Origin of the sequence: Xanthomonas sp. 1678 (genome assembly GCF_031455575.1) — a bacterium.
Classification (GTDB): domain Bacteria; phylum Pseudomonadota; class Gammaproteobacteria; order Xanthomonadales; family Xanthomonadaceae; genus Xanthomonas_A.
In genome coordinates this window covers 1-15092 of sequence record NZ_JAVDSZ010000011.1, presented here as the reverse complement: position 1 = coordinate 15092, position 15092 = coordinate 1, and the positions used below count along the sequence as shown (strand labels likewise).

General features: G+C 67.1%; 6 protein-coding genes. 4 read left to right on the top strand and 2 right to left on the bottom strand.

The window, feature by feature from the left end:
• Positions 1-3: 3 nt before the first annotated feature.
• Positions 4-807: a MipA/OmpV family protein gene (locus J2Y70_RS17695; protein ID WP_309920476.1), complete on the bottom strand. Its 804-nt coding sequence runs from the start codon at positions 805-807 to the stop codon at positions 4-6.
• Between the two features lie 23 nt (positions 808-830).
• Entirely contained in the window at positions 831-2285 is a 1455-nt protein-coding gene (locus tag J2Y70_RS17690; RefSeq protein WP_309920473.1) for an efflux transporter outer membrane subunit, read from the bottom strand.
• Positions 2286-2396: 111 nt separating this feature from the next.
• Between J2Y70_RS17690 and J2Y70_RS17685 the strand changes: the two genes are divergently transcribed.
• From J2Y70_RS17685 to J2Y70_RS17670, 4 genes are all read left to right on the top strand, one after another.
• Positions 2397-3086 carry a response regulator gene (locus J2Y70_RS17685; protein ID WP_309920470.1) on the top strand — a complete coding sequence of 230 codons (690 nt, stop codon included), beginning with the start codon at positions 2397-2399 and terminating at the stop codon, positions 3084-3086.
• The gene (locus J2Y70_RS17680) at positions 3083-4270 is read left to right on the top strand and encodes an ATP-binding protein (protein WP_309920467.1); all 1188 of its coding nucleotides are present in this window, start codon (positions 3083-3085) and stop codon (positions 4268-4270) included. The genes J2Y70_RS17685 and J2Y70_RS17680 overlap by 4 nt, the downstream gene beginning before the upstream one ends.
• Before the next feature lie 646 nt (positions 4271-4916).
• Positions 4917-11267, top strand: coding sequence for a non-ribosomal peptide synthetase (locus J2Y70_RS17675; protein WP_309920464.1), 6351 nt, complete (start codon positions 4917-4919; stop codon positions 11265-11267).
• The coding region (locus tag J2Y70_RS17670; protein ID WP_309920462.1) for an amino acid adenylation domain-containing protein at positions 11264-15092 on the top strand (3829 nt) is incomplete at its 3' end. The genes J2Y70_RS17675 and J2Y70_RS17670, both read left to right, overlap by 4 nt.

Below are 15092 nucleotides of genomic sequence, written 5' to 3'. Positions count from 1 at the left end.
GGGTCAGAAGGTGTAGGTCACGGCGCCGATGGCGCTGGCGAAGGCGCGGCGCTGCACGATCGGGCTGCCGTCGGCGTTGTCGACATAGCGCGTGCCGGCGACCGTCAGCGAGGTACTCCAGTGCCTGGACAGCGCGTGGTCCCAGTTGGCCTCGACCGAATAGGCGTACAGGCCGGAGCCGGCGTTGTAGGCGGCCAACCCGCTACGCGCGCTCTGCGCATCGGTCACCCCGAAATAGGCCTGGTTGTAGCGGTGGTCGCCCCAGTGCGCGTCCAGGTTCATGGTCAGCGTGTCGCTGTCGTTCTGCAGCAGGATGAACTTGGCCCCGGCGCGATAGTTGTTGCGGCGCGCGCCGTCCTTCACGGCGAATTCGGCTTCGGCGTCCAGCATCAGATACGGGGTGAACTGCTGTGCGACCATGGTGCGGCTGGTGATCGAGCCGGGCACGTCGCCCATGCCGGCCAGGGTCCTGGAACCCGGGCGCCAGCTGCTGTTGCGGTCCAGCCGGCCCAGGTCGTAGCCGAACGACTGGCTGACGTAGAAGCCGCCATCGCTCTGGAATTGCGCGCCGAGGCCACGCACGCTGTCGAAGAACAGCACGCCGCTCTGCGCCGCGATCAGCGGGGCGAATTGCACGCGATCGTCCCTGGAGCCGAAGTAGCGCGGCGCCGCCACTGCGGCGGCACCCACGCTGAGTTCGGTCTGGTGGCCGAACAGGCGGAAGCCGGATGCGTCCGCATCTGCGGCGTTGGCCGCCAGCGGTGATGCGGCGCAGGCCAGGAGCGGAAGCAAGGCGATGGTTTTCATGAGCGGTCTCTTCGACGTGGGGATCAGGATGCGTGCGGCAGTTGCACGCCATAGAACGCGCGGAACAGCGCGATGCGGTTGAGGATCAGGTCTTGGCGGGCTTGCAGGTGATCCAGTGCGGCCTGCTCGGCGGCGATGCGTTCGCCGAGCAGCGCGGGCCGATCCTGCAGGCCTTGCGCGATGCGCCGGCCCATGCGCTCGATGCGTTGCCGTTCGCGATCGCGATTGGCCTGCTCGCGCTGTTCGCGTTGCTGCAAGGCAGGGCCGGCATCGAGCGCATCGGCCACTTCGCGGAAGGCGGATTCGATCGCCTTCTCGTAGTCGGCGACGCCGGCCTGCTTGCGCAGCTGCGCGATGTCCAGGTTGGCCCGATTGCGGCCGAAGTCGAAGAGCGGCATGGTCAGTTGCGGAACGAAACTCCAGGTGCGGCTGCCGGCCTGGAACAGACCGCTGAGGGTGTCGCTGGCAGTTCCCAGCGATGTGCTCAGGCGGATCGACGGGAAGAACGCGGCACGTGCGGCGCCGATGTCGGCATTGCGCGCGCGCAATTCGGCTTCGGCTTGCTGGATGTCCGGACGCTGCAGCAGTACCGCCGAATCCAGGTCGCGCAGGGCGATGCCGCCGGCATCGGTCGGCAGCAATTCCTCAAGCTCGCCGGCGCCGGCCGGCGCGTCGTAGCCGGCGACCAGTTGCAGGGCGCGGCGTGCGGCGGCGTGGTCGCTGGCCGCCTGCAGGGCGCGGACCCGGGCCTGATCGGCTTGGTGGCGTTGGCGGTCGAGCGTGTCGGTGGAGATCAGCCCGACATCGTGCTGATCGCTGGCGAATGCGAGCAGCGCTTTATTGTCGTCGGCAATGGCCTGGAAGCGCGCCTGCGCCTGCGCGGCGGCGCGTTCCAGCGTATAGGTGCGCAGCAGCTCGGCGACCAGCGCGCCGCGCGCGGCCTGCTGGCCGGCGCTGGATGCCAGATAGCGCTGCTGTGCGGCAGCGGACAACGAGGCCAGCTTGCCGAACAGGTCCAGTTCGAAATCGTCGACGCCGACCGCCGCGGTGACCAGCTTCTGCCCGTAGCGTTCCTGCTGTTGCGAAGCGTCGTAGCTCTGCCGGGCCTGCTGTGCGTCGATCCCGATCTGCGGCAGCTGCTGCGCGCGCTCGATCCGGTATTGCGCGCGCGCCTGCCGCACCTGCAGCACCGTGTTGCGGAAATCCGGGTTGTGCGCCAGCGCCTGGAGCACCAATGGCGCCAGGTCGTGGTTCGGCGAGAACGCATGCAGGAACTGCTGTTCCTGTTCGGACAAAGTCGCCGTGGCGGCCGCTGCCTGCGGCGCCGGCGCTGCGGACACGCCACCCAGCGTGCGCGGCACTACGACCTGCGGGCGCTCGTAGACCGGCGCCAGCGAGCAGCCGCCGAGCAGTGCGACCAGCGCGGCGAGGAGGAGGCGAGGGCGGTGCGGACCCTTGCCTGCGGGCGATAGAATCATGGTGGTCAGTCGGTGGCCAATCTCGAGTGATAGAGTCGGTCGGCCAGTTCAAGCTGGCTTCTAGGAATCTTCAAGATTTCGTCAAGACGCACGACAAGGGCTGCACCGGGCATGAGTTCCAAGAAGATTCTCGTCGTCGAAGACGACGCCGACAGCGCCAGCATCCTCGAGGCGTACCTGCGCCGCGACGGATTCGACGTCGCCATTGCCGGCGATGGCGAGCGCGCGATCCAACTGCACGCGCAGTGGAAACCGGACCTGGTGCTGCTGGACGTGATGCTGCCCAGACTGAGCGGCACCGAAGTGCTGTCGAGCATCCGCCGCAGCAGCGACACGCCGGTGATCATGGTGACCGCGATGGGCGACGAGCCGGAAAAACTCGGCGCGCTGCGCTACGGCGCCGACGACTACGTGGTCAAGCCCTACAGCCCCAAGGAAGTGGTCGCACGGGTGTATGCGGTGCTGCGCCGCGCCGGCCCGGCCAGGACGAGCGAGGAGCCGCTGAAATACGAACGACTCACGGTCGACACCAATGCGGTCCTGGCCACAGTGCAGGACGGCGACGGCAACCCGGTGCCGCTGGACCTGACCCCGACCGAATTCAACATCCTGGCCACCTTGCTGAAGACGCCGTTCAAGGCCTATACGCGCAGCGAGCTGCTGGAAATCTGCCTGCCGGAAAGCGACGCGCTGGAGCGGGTGGTGGACGCCCACGTGCACAACCTGCGCAGGAAGCTGGAAGGCGAACGCATCACCGGCGTGCTGGTGACGGTGCGCGCGATCGGCTACCGCTTCCGATGAAATGGCCATTCGCTCGCCGCACCGCGCACGCGCCGCTGTGGCAGTGGGTCGGCCTGCGCATGAGCGCGTTGGCGGTGGTCACGGTGCTGGCCATCGTGTTCGGCATGTGGCTGCGCTTTGCGATCTGGGACATCGTGACGCTGAACAAGCTGCCGCCGGCGGCACGCCAGGAAATGATGGAGCTGCGCCAGGACCCGCACAGCAACGAGCAGCGCCTGTGGCAACTGTTCGAACGCTACTACGACGTGGCCGACTTCCTGCCCGGCCTGGCCAGCCGCGACTGGCTGCTGCTGGCGGTGCTGGTGATCTCATCGATCCCGGTCATCGTGGTATGCGGGCTGCTGGCTTCGCGGCCGTTGTCGCGCCAGTTCTCCAACGTGGCGGAGGCGGCCCGGCGCATCAGCGACGGCGACTTCTCCGCACGCGCCAAGGTGATCGCGCGTGCGCCGGACGAACTGGCCAGCTTCGCGATGGACTTCAACGGCATGACCGCGCAGCTGCAGCAATACGAGCGCGAAATCCGCGATTCCAGCGCGATGCTCGCGCACGAACTGCGCACGCCATTGAACGCGGCGATGGGCCGAGTGCAGGGCATGCTGGACCGGGTCTTCCCTTGCAGCGACGAACAATTGCAGATGGTCCATCGCCAGCTGGAGCAGATCAATCGCCTGGTCGGCGACCTGCACCTGCTGTCGATGGCCCGCGCCAACCAGTTGATGCTGGAGCCGTACAGCTTCCCGATCGACGTCCTGATCCACGAGCGTCTGGCCTGGCTGGCGCAGCCGCTGCAGGCCGCGCAGATGGACGTGGAGCTGCGTATGCCGGCCGGACTGTCGATCAGCGCCGACCGCGACCGTATCGGCCAGGTGCTGTCGGTGCTGATCGACAACGCCTTGCGCTATGGCGCTGCCGGCAAGCGCCTGCTGATCGAGTTGAGCGCCGAGTCCAGCGAGGTGCTGGTGTGCGTCTGCGATCGCGGCCCCGGCGTGGCCCCCGAGGTATTGCCGCGGATGGTCGACCGCTTCTGGCGGGCCGAGGATTCGCGCGCCCGGCACTCGGGCGGCAGCGGCCTGGGCCTGTCCATCGCCGCGGCGATCTGCCAGGCGCATGGCGGTGCGCTGGAGTTCAGCAACCGCGAGGGTGGCGGGTTGTGCGCGCGGGTGCGCTTGCCGCGTGGGTCGTAGGGCGTGCGGTTCGTACTGAAACGTCGTGCACGACGCGGCCGGGTTGTCGTAAGTCTGTCGAGCGAGGCGGGCTCGCATCTGCGCAGGCGACGCCGCAATAATATGTGACGCGAACTCCTTTTTTATCTTCAAAAAAATGGATCGGCGGGTATCCGGGATCCGATTCTGGAATGAAGTTCATGTGCGTTCGATGCGCTCCGCGACGACCATTTGAAAAAGTGTCTACATGCGTAAACATTTCGTCTGCCATCAGCGCAGCGAAAAATATGCGAAAACCCCGCTGCGGGAAGCCTTATTGGTCGCTTCAGACGCGTGCGTTGTATGCCAATCAGTGCGATTGACACGTTGAAATTGCAAGCGCAATAATCGATAAACGCAGCCTGTACGAGATCTTAAAACGAGGCGTGCGACAGGGAATTGTTGATTTATTTCTCCCAACCGGATTCGCAGGGTGGGTGGGGTTTAATTGCTTTTATTTCGCTGCGTCGGGCAAGCCGCTCGATGCATTGGATATGCGAAAAATTTGGCCGCCAGCAACAGTCTTGTATCTCAAGGCGATCATTCGCCCGTCAGGCGGAACAATCAGCGCCTGCACGATCACTTTGTGTGGGTCGTGCATTCGCAAGGACATGGACGTCGTTTACAGATGCTCAAGAACACACAGGCAATGTTTTCTCGGCATGCGCGGCTGCAGCCTGTTGGAGATAGAGGCATTCCTGTAACGGCACAGCAGGCGGGTGTCTGGTTACATTGCCAGATCGCCTCCGAGCAGGGCCTGTACAACCTGGTCTACGTCCGCGACTTCGGTTGCCATATCGACGACGTCGCGGGAAGGAGGGCGGTTCAGGACATCGTCGCCAGGCACTCGGCGCTGCGTGTCCGGTTCAATGTGGTCGACGGCAAAGTGGTGCAGCTGCCTGTGGCAGACCCGGAGGTGCCGTGGTCGTTTCGGGAAGGCACCGCCGATGGCGAGGCGGGCACCCAGGCCGGTCTTGATGCCTGCATCGACGAATGCCTGGTGCACGTCTTCGATCTCGCGCATGGGCCGCTGCTGCGCATGATCCACTTGCGGTCCGGCGATCGCAGCGTGTTGGTCTTCACCGTTCATCACATCTGTTTCGATGCGCTGTCGCTGGGGATATTCGAACGCGAGTTCGATGCGCTGTTGGGATTTCACTCCTCTGGAGGATTTCCGCCCCTGCCGGAAGCTCCCGCCAGCTATCTGGATTTCTGCAGGGCGCAGCATCTTCAGCACGGGACCCAGGCGTACGCAGGGCAACTCGAGTACTGGCAGCGCAAGCTCAGCGGGCTTTCCGCGTCGCACGGACTGCCGCTCAGGCAGGCACGGCCGGAAGAGCGCAGCTACCGCGGCCAGACGTTCATCTGCACGATGGAGCAGGCGCATTCCGCGCAGCTGCGCACTTTGTCGGCGCAGTTGAACGTTACGTTGTTCACGTTGCTGCATGCGCTGTTCGCGATCGTGCTCGCGCGCCATGCGAACAACAGCGACGTCGTCATCGGCGTGCCGTTTGCCAAACGTATCGCCGCCGATGGCAGTGGCGTGGGACTGGACAACGTGATCGGGCTGTTCGCCGATCCGGTCGTGCTGCGGCTGGAATGCCGGGCCGGGCTGAGTTTCCGTCAGCTGGTGGCGGAAGCGCAGCGGACCAGCATCGAGGCCTTGGCCAACAGCGACGTGCCGTTCAGCCATCTGGCGAAAGCACAGCAGCAGGGACGCTCGGGAGCTGCTCCGCCGCTGTTCCAGATCATGTTGAACATGGTGGATGAAGATGAGGCCGCAGAGACCGGCTTCCAGCTCGTCGCAACCCCGCTGGCGAAGTACGACCTCAATCTGCACGCGTCCGGACTGCGCGATGGCCGCATCGAATTCCACTTCAACTACAGCGCCGATCTGTTCACCTCGGAATGGATCGAGCGCCTTCACCGCCACCTGGTCCAGTTGGCGATCTCGGCGGTGTCCGATCCGGACGCTGAGATCCACGCGCTGACCATGCTGGAGGCGCCGGAGCGGGAGCGGTTGCTGGCGTACTCGCGTGCCGGTGGCGACAGCACCGAACCGTTCCGACCGCTGGTCGATCGGTTCGAAGCGCATGCGGTGCGGCAGCCGCAGGCGATTGCCATGGTCGATGCACACGGCGAGATCAGCTTCGGCGATCTCGCCGTGCGTGTTGCGGCGTTAGCCGGCGCCATCCGTGGCGCCGTTGCTGCTGCGGCTGCGGCTGGGCTGGAGCCGATCGTGGCGGTGCATGTGACCCGCGGCATGCGCACGCTGCTTGCGATGTTGGCGTCGCTCAGGGCGGGCGCGGCATTCCTTTGCCTGGATGATCGAGCGCCGGCAGCACACAACCGCCGGCTGCTGGAGGCCGTCATGCCGGCGGTGCTGGTCGCGGACGATGTGGGTCGTGTTCGCAGCACCTTCGGTGCGCGCTTCGCCATTGTGGACGTCGATGGACCCTGGGATGCCGTCGACCCCGCAGCCGTGGGTACAAGCGGGCCGCAGGACCTGATGTACGTCGCGATGACGTCCGGCTCCACGGGCCAGCCCAAGGGCGTGATGGTGGAGCACCGCCAGTTCGCCGGATTCATGGCCGGCTTCGCACAGCAGTGCGCAACGTTGGGGGCGGCACTGCCGTCGACATGGCTGGTCAGTCATGCATTCACCTTCGATCCGTCCCTGATCGGGCTGGGTTTGCTGTGCGAAGGGTCGAAGGTCGTCGTGCTTTCCCGCGAGCAGATGACCGACCCGCCCGCGGTCGCCGAGCTTGTCCGTGCGCATGCCGCGCCCGTGTTCAAGACGTCGCCTGCGTTCGCCGCGGCGCTTGTGCCGCACCTCTTGGACACGCACCACGCGCCGCACCTGATCGTAGGCGGCGACGATACGTCTGCGTCCACCTTGGCGCTGTTGCAGCGATACCGCGCCCGCACCGGCAGGCGCGTCGTCAACGCCTACGGTCCCACCGAGACCACGGTGAACTGTACGTACGCGGAGCTCGACGACGTGGTCACCATCGGTGGCCCGATGCAGGGATGCCGCGTGCACGTGCTGGGAGAGGGGCGGGAACTGCTCCCGCTCGGATCGATCGGCGAACTCCACGTAGGGGGCGACTGCGTGGCGCGGGGCTACTTCGGCCGCGCCGATCTCACTGCGACGGCCTTCGTTGAAGATCCGTTCCAGGCCAGGGGACGCCTCTATCGCACTGGCGATCTGGTCCGCTGGCGCGACGACGGCAGGCTGCAGTTCGTCGGCCGCCGCGATGCCCAGGTCAAGGTGCGGGGATTCCGTGTCGAGCCTGGTGAAGTTGAGCACGCGATCCTCGCGACGGGCGCCGTCGTCGACGCGCGGGTCGTTCTGAATCCGCAGACGCAGCAGCTCGTGGCCTTCCTCATCGCGCATTCCGGCGACGCGACCATTGCCGATACGCTGGAGCGGGTACGTCAGGCGGTCGCAGGTCAACTTCCTGAGTACATGCAGCCCTCGCGCTACGCCAGCGTTGCAGCGTGGCCGCTGACAGGCAACGGCAAACTGGACCGCGTGGCCTTGCTTGCCAATGGCACCTTCATCGACGCGCAGGAAGGAGGCGAGCTCACCGATGCGGTCGAGGAGCAACTGGCGCAGATATGGTCGAGCCTGCTAGGTGTGGAAGAAGGTTCGGTCCGATCGCACAGCTGCTTCTTCATGCTGGGTGGACATTCGCTGATCGCCATCCAGCTCAGCGGCCGGATCCACGAGCGGTTCGGTTGCGTCCTGCCGGTACGCGACGTATTCGAACATTCGCGGCTGGCAGCGATGGCGTCGCGGATACGCGCTGCGATGAAGCGTGGCGACCTGAGCGCGATTCCCGTGCTTGCCGACGGAGCCGTACGGGTTCCAGCGTCCTACAGCCAGAACAAGTTCTGGTTGGTCGACAACGTCACTGGCCAGGGCGACCGCTTCAACCTTCTGGTGTCCATCGCGCTGCCGGCGGGATCGGCAGATGCCGATGTGCGCGCCGCGCTTGAGCTGATCGTGCAGCGCCACGCGGCGTTGCGCACGACCTTCGAATACCAGGATGGCCTGTGGCAGGTTGTCCACGGGCAGTGTGATATCGCCATGCTGACGTCGGATCTGCGTGATGTCGCTGACCCGCAGCGCGGCGGTGTGCTGGCGCGCCTGATTCAGGCTGAGGCTGGCAGGTTTCGCGATCTGGGCAGGGGACCGTTGCTGGACGCGCAGCTGATCAAGCTTGCAGAGCGCGACTGGGTGTTGCTCAACGTGCATCACATCGCCACCGATGCCTGGTCGAACGAGGTGTTGTCGACGGAACTGCGTCAGGCGTATGCGGCAATCGCGGCCGGCCGGACGCCGCAGTTGCCGCCGTTGCCCGTGCAGTATCGCGACTACGCCGCATGGCAGCGTACCCGCGTCGGCGAACGGCTGCCGGTGCTGGAAGCTTACTGGCGCGGACGCCTGGATGGGGCGCCCGCCACCCATTCGCTGCCACTGGATCACGTGCGGCCGTCGATTCCCAGTGGCCAGGGCGCGGTCCATGTTCATCGCATTGAAGCGTCGGTTCAGCAACGATTTTCCGCATTGCTGCTTGAGCACCGGGCCACGCTGTTCGTTGGATTCCAGGCGGTGTTTTCCGCCTTCCTTGCCCGTTGGGGCGGCGAGCGCGATGTCGTGATCGGCACCGCCACGGCCAACCGCGACCACCCGGATACGCGGTACATGGTCGGTGCATTCGTCGATACGGTGGTGTTGCGCAACGAGGTCGCTACCGCGTCTTCGTTCGTTGAGCATCTGCGCAACGTGCGCGATGACCACCTTCGCGACCAGTCTCATTTCGACATGCCATTCGAAGAGCTGGTGCGCAGCCTCAATCCTGTGCGCGGCAGCCACAGCCCGTTCTTCCAGGTGGTGCTCAATCTGGTCTATTCGGGACACGACGGACTGGCGCAGCTTGCCAATGACGCCACTTCGTCAGAGCCAGGCCCGCCGGCCAGCGTCAACTACGATCTGACGCTCTATGCCAGGCCGACTCCGGAAGGAGTCGAACTGGAATGGTGGTATGCCACGGACCTGTTCACGCCGGCGACGATCGCGCGGATGGCGGACAGTTTCCAGACGCTGTTGCAGGCGGCGGTGGCCGATCCTGCCGCGCCTGTGCAGGCGCTGCCGATGGTGGGCGAGGCCGAGCTGGCGGAGCTGGCAGACTTGGCCGAGGGCGCGCCGTTGCAGCGGCCGGCGCCGTTGCTGCCGCACTGGTTGCGCAGCAACGCGCAGCAGCGCGGGGCACAGCCGGCGGTGCTGCTGGAGGACCAGGCGCTGGATCATGCCGGGCTGGATGCGCGCAGCAACCAGTTCGCACGCGCCCTGGTCGCCGCCGGGGTCCGTCCCGGTGACCGGGTCGGGGTGTGCCAGCAACGCACGCTGGACATGGTGGCCAGCGTGCTCGGCACGCTCAAGGCCGGGGCGGTGTACGTGCCGCTGGATCCGGGCTATCCGGATGCGCGCCTGGCCTTCCTGTTGGCCGATGCCGGCATCGGCCACGTGCTCGCCGAGGAGTGGTTGGCGGCGCAGTTGCCGCTGTCGGGCCAGACGGTGGTGGCGGTGGAGGCGGCCGACGCGCAGTCGGCGGCGGCGTTCGACAGCCCGGTCACGCGCGAGAGTGCGGCGTACATGATCCACACCTCCGGATCGACCGGGCAGCCCAAGGGCGTGCTGGTCGAGCATGGGGCGCTGGCCGACAAGCTCGCGGCGCTGGCGCAGCAGTACGGGCTGGGCGAGGACGAGCGCGGCCTGCTGTTCGCCTCGATGAGCTTCGATGCCTCGCTGAGCCAGTTGCTGGCGCCGCTGTGCGTTGGTGGCAGCGTGGTGCTGCGCCCGGACGGGATGAGCGAGCCGGAGGCGGTGCTGGCGCATGTGCGTGCGCAGCGGGTGACCTGGCTGCACGTGGTGCCGGCGTACCTGCGGCAGTTGCTGGAGGTGGGCGACTGGTCGGGCACGGCGCTGCGGCGGGTGAGCTGCGGTGGCGACGTGCTGGACCGTGGGCTGCAGCAGGCGTGGTTCGGCGCCGGGCGCGCGGGGATCGCGCTGTACAACTCCTACGGTCCGACCGAGATCACGATCACCGCGAGTGTGCACGAGGTGAGCGCGGCGCAGGCGGTGGTGCCGATCGGGCGGCCGTTGCCGGGGGTGCGCTACTGGGTGCTGGACGGGCAGGGCCGGGTGCTGCCGCGCGGGGCGGTGGGCGAGCTGTGCATCGGCGGGCGATCGCTGGCGCGCGGCTACTGGAACCGGCCCGAGCTCAGTGGCGAGCGCTTCGTGACGCTGGAACCGCTGCCGGGTCGTGGCGAACGGATGTACCGCAGCGGCGACCGGGTGCGCTGGAATGCGGCGGGGGAGCTGGAGTTCGTCGGGCGCAGCGATCACCAGGTGAAGGTGCGCGGGCATCGGATCGAGCTGGGCGAGGTGGAGGCGGCACTGCAGGCATGCCCGGGGGTGGCGGCGGCGGTGGTCAAGGTGGAGCAGGACAGCCTGTGGGCGTACGTGGAGTTGGCGGGGTCCACGGCCGGGCAGGTGGAAGCGGCGCTGGCGGAGCGGCTGCCGGCGCACCTGTTGCCGAGCGGGTACGAGGTGGTGGGGGAGTGGCCGTTGACGCGTAGCGGCAAGCGCGACCGGGCGGCGTTGGTGCGGGGTCAGGGGGCTGCGGCATTGCGGCGTGGTCCGTCCAATGCGGTGGAGCAGGCGTTGCTGGAGATCTGGACGGCATTGCTCAAGCGCGAGGACATCGCGGTGACCGACAACTTCTTCCAGAAGGGCGGTCACTCGTTGCTGGCGACGCGGCTGGCGAGCCAGATCCGGCGCCGGTTCGAGGTGGCCTTCACCCTCAAGAGCCTGTTCGAACTGCCCAGCATCGAGGAACAGGCAGCGTTTATCGAGGTTCTGGTCAATCGCGTCGAAGGAAAAGGCGCAGTGGAGGAGTTCTCGCTATGAAGCTTGCCGAGATCCTCGCGCTATGCGCGAAGGAGGGCATCGAGCTGTCGGTCGTCGAGGGGGCGCTGCGGGTGACCGCCATGCGCAACAAGGTGCCGGATTCGATCAAGGACGTGCTCAAAGCGAACAAGCTGCTGCTGATCGCGATGCTCGGCAGGAACAGTATCGCAGGCGACGAGGGCGACAATCTGGTCGCCGATCCTTCCCGTTTGCAAGGGCCTCAAGTCGTCTCGTTCGCACAGCGACGCATCTGGCTGGAGTCCACGCTATCCGAAAAGGCGATCTACAACACCCGCCTGGCTGGATCGATCCGCAGCGCGATTTCGGTACCGGCGCTCACGCAGGCGCTGCGGGCGCTGGTGCAGCGCCACGCCGTGTTGCGGACGGTCTACATCGACGACGATGGCGAACCGTTGCAGCAGGTGCTGCCTGCTGCCGGCTTCGACGTCATCGAACACGACCTGCGCCATCTCGCGGCGGAAGCGCAACACCAGTTTCATGCCGCGCTCCTCGACCAGGAGATGCTGCATCCGTTCGATTTGGCGGCGGACATGCCGTTTCGCGCGCAACTGCTGCTGTTTGCACCGGAGCATCACGAACTGGTGCTGACCATTCACCATATCGCCACCGATGGGTGGTCTACCGGCATCCTGCTGCGCGAGCTGGACGAGCTCTACGGCGCATTCGTCGCTGGCACGCCAAGCCCGCTGTCGGACAACGCCGTCCAGTACGTCGATTATGCAGCCTGGCAACGCGGACAGCTCTCGGGTGCGCGCGTGGAGGCATTGCTGGACTATTGGCGCGAGCGTCTGGCCGATGCGCCGACCTTGCATACCCTGCCGCTCGACTTTCCTCGCGCATCACAGCAACGGCATGCAGGCGGATACCACCTGCAGCTGATCGGCCCCGACCTGCAGGCCGGGATCCGCTTGCTGTGCGCAGAACTCTCGATCACGCCGTTCGTGATGCTGCACTCGTTGTTCTCGCTGCTGGTGGCAAGGTGGAGCGGCAGTGGGGACGTCCTGGTCGGATCGGCCAACGCCAGCCGTGGCGAAGAGTCGGCGCAGTCCCTGGTCGGCTGCTTCCTCAACAACCTCGTGCTGCGCACCGAAGTGTCGGGCGAGACGACGCTTGCCGAGTTCCTGAACGCCCAGAAGGTACGTTTTCTTTCCGACCTGGAGCACCAGCAGGTTCCGTTTGAACTGCTCGTGGAGCAGATCAATCCGGAACGTTCGTTGGCCTACCACCCGCTGGTGCAGGTGATGTTCGGGTACGACTTCCGCGCCGGTGGCGATGCGCCTTCCGCCAGCCTGGGATTGCAGCGTCACGAACTGGACTACAGCGTCAGCAAGTTCGACCTGTCCCTGCACGCAGTGCCAGTCGATGAAGGCATCGAAGTGAATTGGGGTTATTCGGCCGACCTGTTCACGCCGGCGACGATCGCGCGGATGGCTGACAGTTTCCAGACGCTGTTGCAGGCGGCGGTGGCCGATCCCACCACGCCTGTGCAGGCGCTGCCGATGGTGGGCGAGGCCGAGCTGGCGGAGTTGAGCGCCCTGGCCGAGGGCGCGCCGTTGCAGCGGCCGGCGCCGTTGCTGCCGCACTGGCTGCGCAGCAACGCGCAGCAGCGCGGGGCGCAGCCGGCGGTGCTGCTGGAGGACCACGCGCTGGATCATGCCGGCCTGGACGCGCGCAGCAACCAGTTCGCACGCGCCCTGGTCGCGGCCGGGGTCCGTCCCGGCGACCGGGTCGGGGTGTGCCAGCAGCGCACGCTGGACATGGTGGCCAGCGTGCTCGGCACGCTGAAGGCCGGGGCGGTGTACGTGCCGCTGGATCCGGGCTATCCGGATGCGCGCCTGGCCTTCCTGCTGGCCGATGCCGGCATCGGCCACGTGCTCGCCGAGGAGTGGTTGGCCGCGCAGTTGCCGCTGTCGGGCCAGACGGTGGTGGCGGTGGAGGCGGCCGACGCGCAGTCGGCGGCGGCATTCGACAGCCCGGTCACGCGCGAGAGTGCGGCGTACATGATCCACACCTCCGGGTCGACCGGGCAGCCCAAGGGCGTGCTGGTCGAGCATGGGGCGCTGGCCGACAAGCTGGCGGCGTTGGCGCAGCAGTACGGGCTGGGCGAGGACGAGCGCGGCCTGCTGTTCGCCTCGATGAGCTTCGATGCCTCGCTGAGCCAGTTGCTGGCGCCGCTGTGCGTTGGTGGCAGCGTGGTGCTGCGCCCGGACGGGATGAGCGAGCCGGAGGCGGTGCTGGCGCATGTGCGTGCGCAGCGGGTGACCTGGCTGCACGTGGTGCCGGCGTACCTGCGGCAGTTGCTGGAGGTGGACGACTGGTCGGGCACGGCGCTGCGGCGGGTGAGCTGCGGTGGCGACGTGCTGGACCGTGGGCTGCAGCAGGCCTGGTTCGGCGCCGGGCGTGCGGGGATCGCGCTGTACAACTCCTACGGTCCGACCGAGATCACGATCACCGCGAGCGTGCACGAGGTAGATGCCGCGCAGGCGGTGGTGCCGATCGGGCGGCCGTTGCCGGGGGGGCGCTACTGGGTGCTGGACGGGCAGGGCCGGGTGCTGCCGCGCGGGGCGGTGGGCGAGCTGTGCATCGGCGGGCGATCGCTGGCGCGCGGCTACTGGAACCGGCCCGAGCTCAGTGGCGAGCGCTTCGTGACGCTGGAACCGCTGCCGGGTCGTGTCGAACGGGTATACCGCAGCGGCGACCGGGTGCGCTGGAACGCGGCGGGGGAATTGGAGTTCGTCGGGCGCAGCGATCACCAGGTGAAGGTGCGTGGGCATCGGATCGAGCTGGGCGAGGTGGAGGCGGCGCTGCAGGCGTGCCCGGGCGTGGCGGCGGCGGTGGTCAAGTTGGAGCAGGACAGCCTGTGGGCGTACGTGGAGTTGACGGAGTCCACGGCCGGGCAGGTGGAAGCGGCGCTGGCGGAGCGGCTGCCGGCGCACCTGTTGCCGAGCGGGTACGAGGTGGTGGGGGAGTGGCCGCTGACGCGCAGCGGCAAGCTCGACCGGGCGGCGTTGGTGCGGGGTCAGGGGGCTGCGGCATTGCGGCGTGGTCCGTCCACTGCGGTGGAGCAGGCGCTGCTGGAGATCTGGACGGCGTTGCTCAAGCGCGAGGACATCGCGGTGACCGACAACTTCTTCCAGAAGGGCGGTCACTCGTTGCTGGCGACGCGGCTGGCGAGCCAGATCCGGCGCCGGTTCGAGGTGGCCTTCACCCTCAAGAGCCTGTTCGAACTGCCCAGCATCGAGGAACAGGCAGCGCTGGTGCTGGCGCAGCGTAGCGCCGACGCCAGCGGCGATGCGCGCCTGCCGACGATCCCGCGCTTGCAGCACGACCGTCCGGTGCCGCTGTCCTTCGCGCAGAACCGTCTATGGCTGCTCGCGGAACTGGAGAATGCGAGCTCGGCGTACAACTCGCCCACCGCAATGGCGATCGACGGCACCTTGGACGAGCCGGCGTTGGAGCGGGCGCTTGCCGCGCTGGTGCAACGGCACGAGGTGTTGCGCACGGTGATCCGCGACGGCGACGGCGACGCGGGGCCGGTGCAGGTGGTGCTGGAGCAGGGCCGGTTCCGCCTGGCGCGCGAGGACGTGAGCGCGCTGGCGCCGGAGGCGCAGCAGCAGCGGATCGCCGCGCTGGTGCAGCACAGCGCGGCGCAACCGTTCGACCTCAGCGCCGATCTGCTGTTGCGCGGCTGCCTGGTGCGATGCGCCGGCGACCGCCACGTCCTGGTGCTGACCCTGCACCACATCGCCTGCGACGGCTGGTCGATGGCGGTGCTGGCACGCGAGCTCAGCGCCCTGTATGCGC

Bases quoted from the DNA above. Each gene is read 5' to 3' on its own strand.
- J2Y70_RS17695 (WP_309920476.1), bottom strand. From the start codon at position 807: ATGAAAACCATCGCCTTGCTTCCGCTCCTGGCCTGCGCCGCATCACCG.
- J2Y70_RS17680 (WP_309920467.1), top strand. From the start codon at position 3,083: ATGAAATGGCCATTCGCTCGCCGCACCGCGCACGCGCCGCTGTGGCAG.
- J2Y70_RS17675 (WP_309920464.1), top strand. From the start codon at position 4,917: ATGCTCAAGAACACACAGGCAATGTTTTCTCGGCATGCGCGGCTGCAG.
- J2Y70_RS17690 (WP_309920473.1), bottom strand. From the start codon at position 2,285: ATGATTCTATCGCCCGCAGGCAAGGGTCCGCACCGCCCTCGCCTCCTC.
- J2Y70_RS17685 (WP_309920470.1), top strand. From the start codon at position 2,397: ATGAGTTCCAAGAAGATTCTCGTCGTCGAAGACGACGCCGACAGCGCC.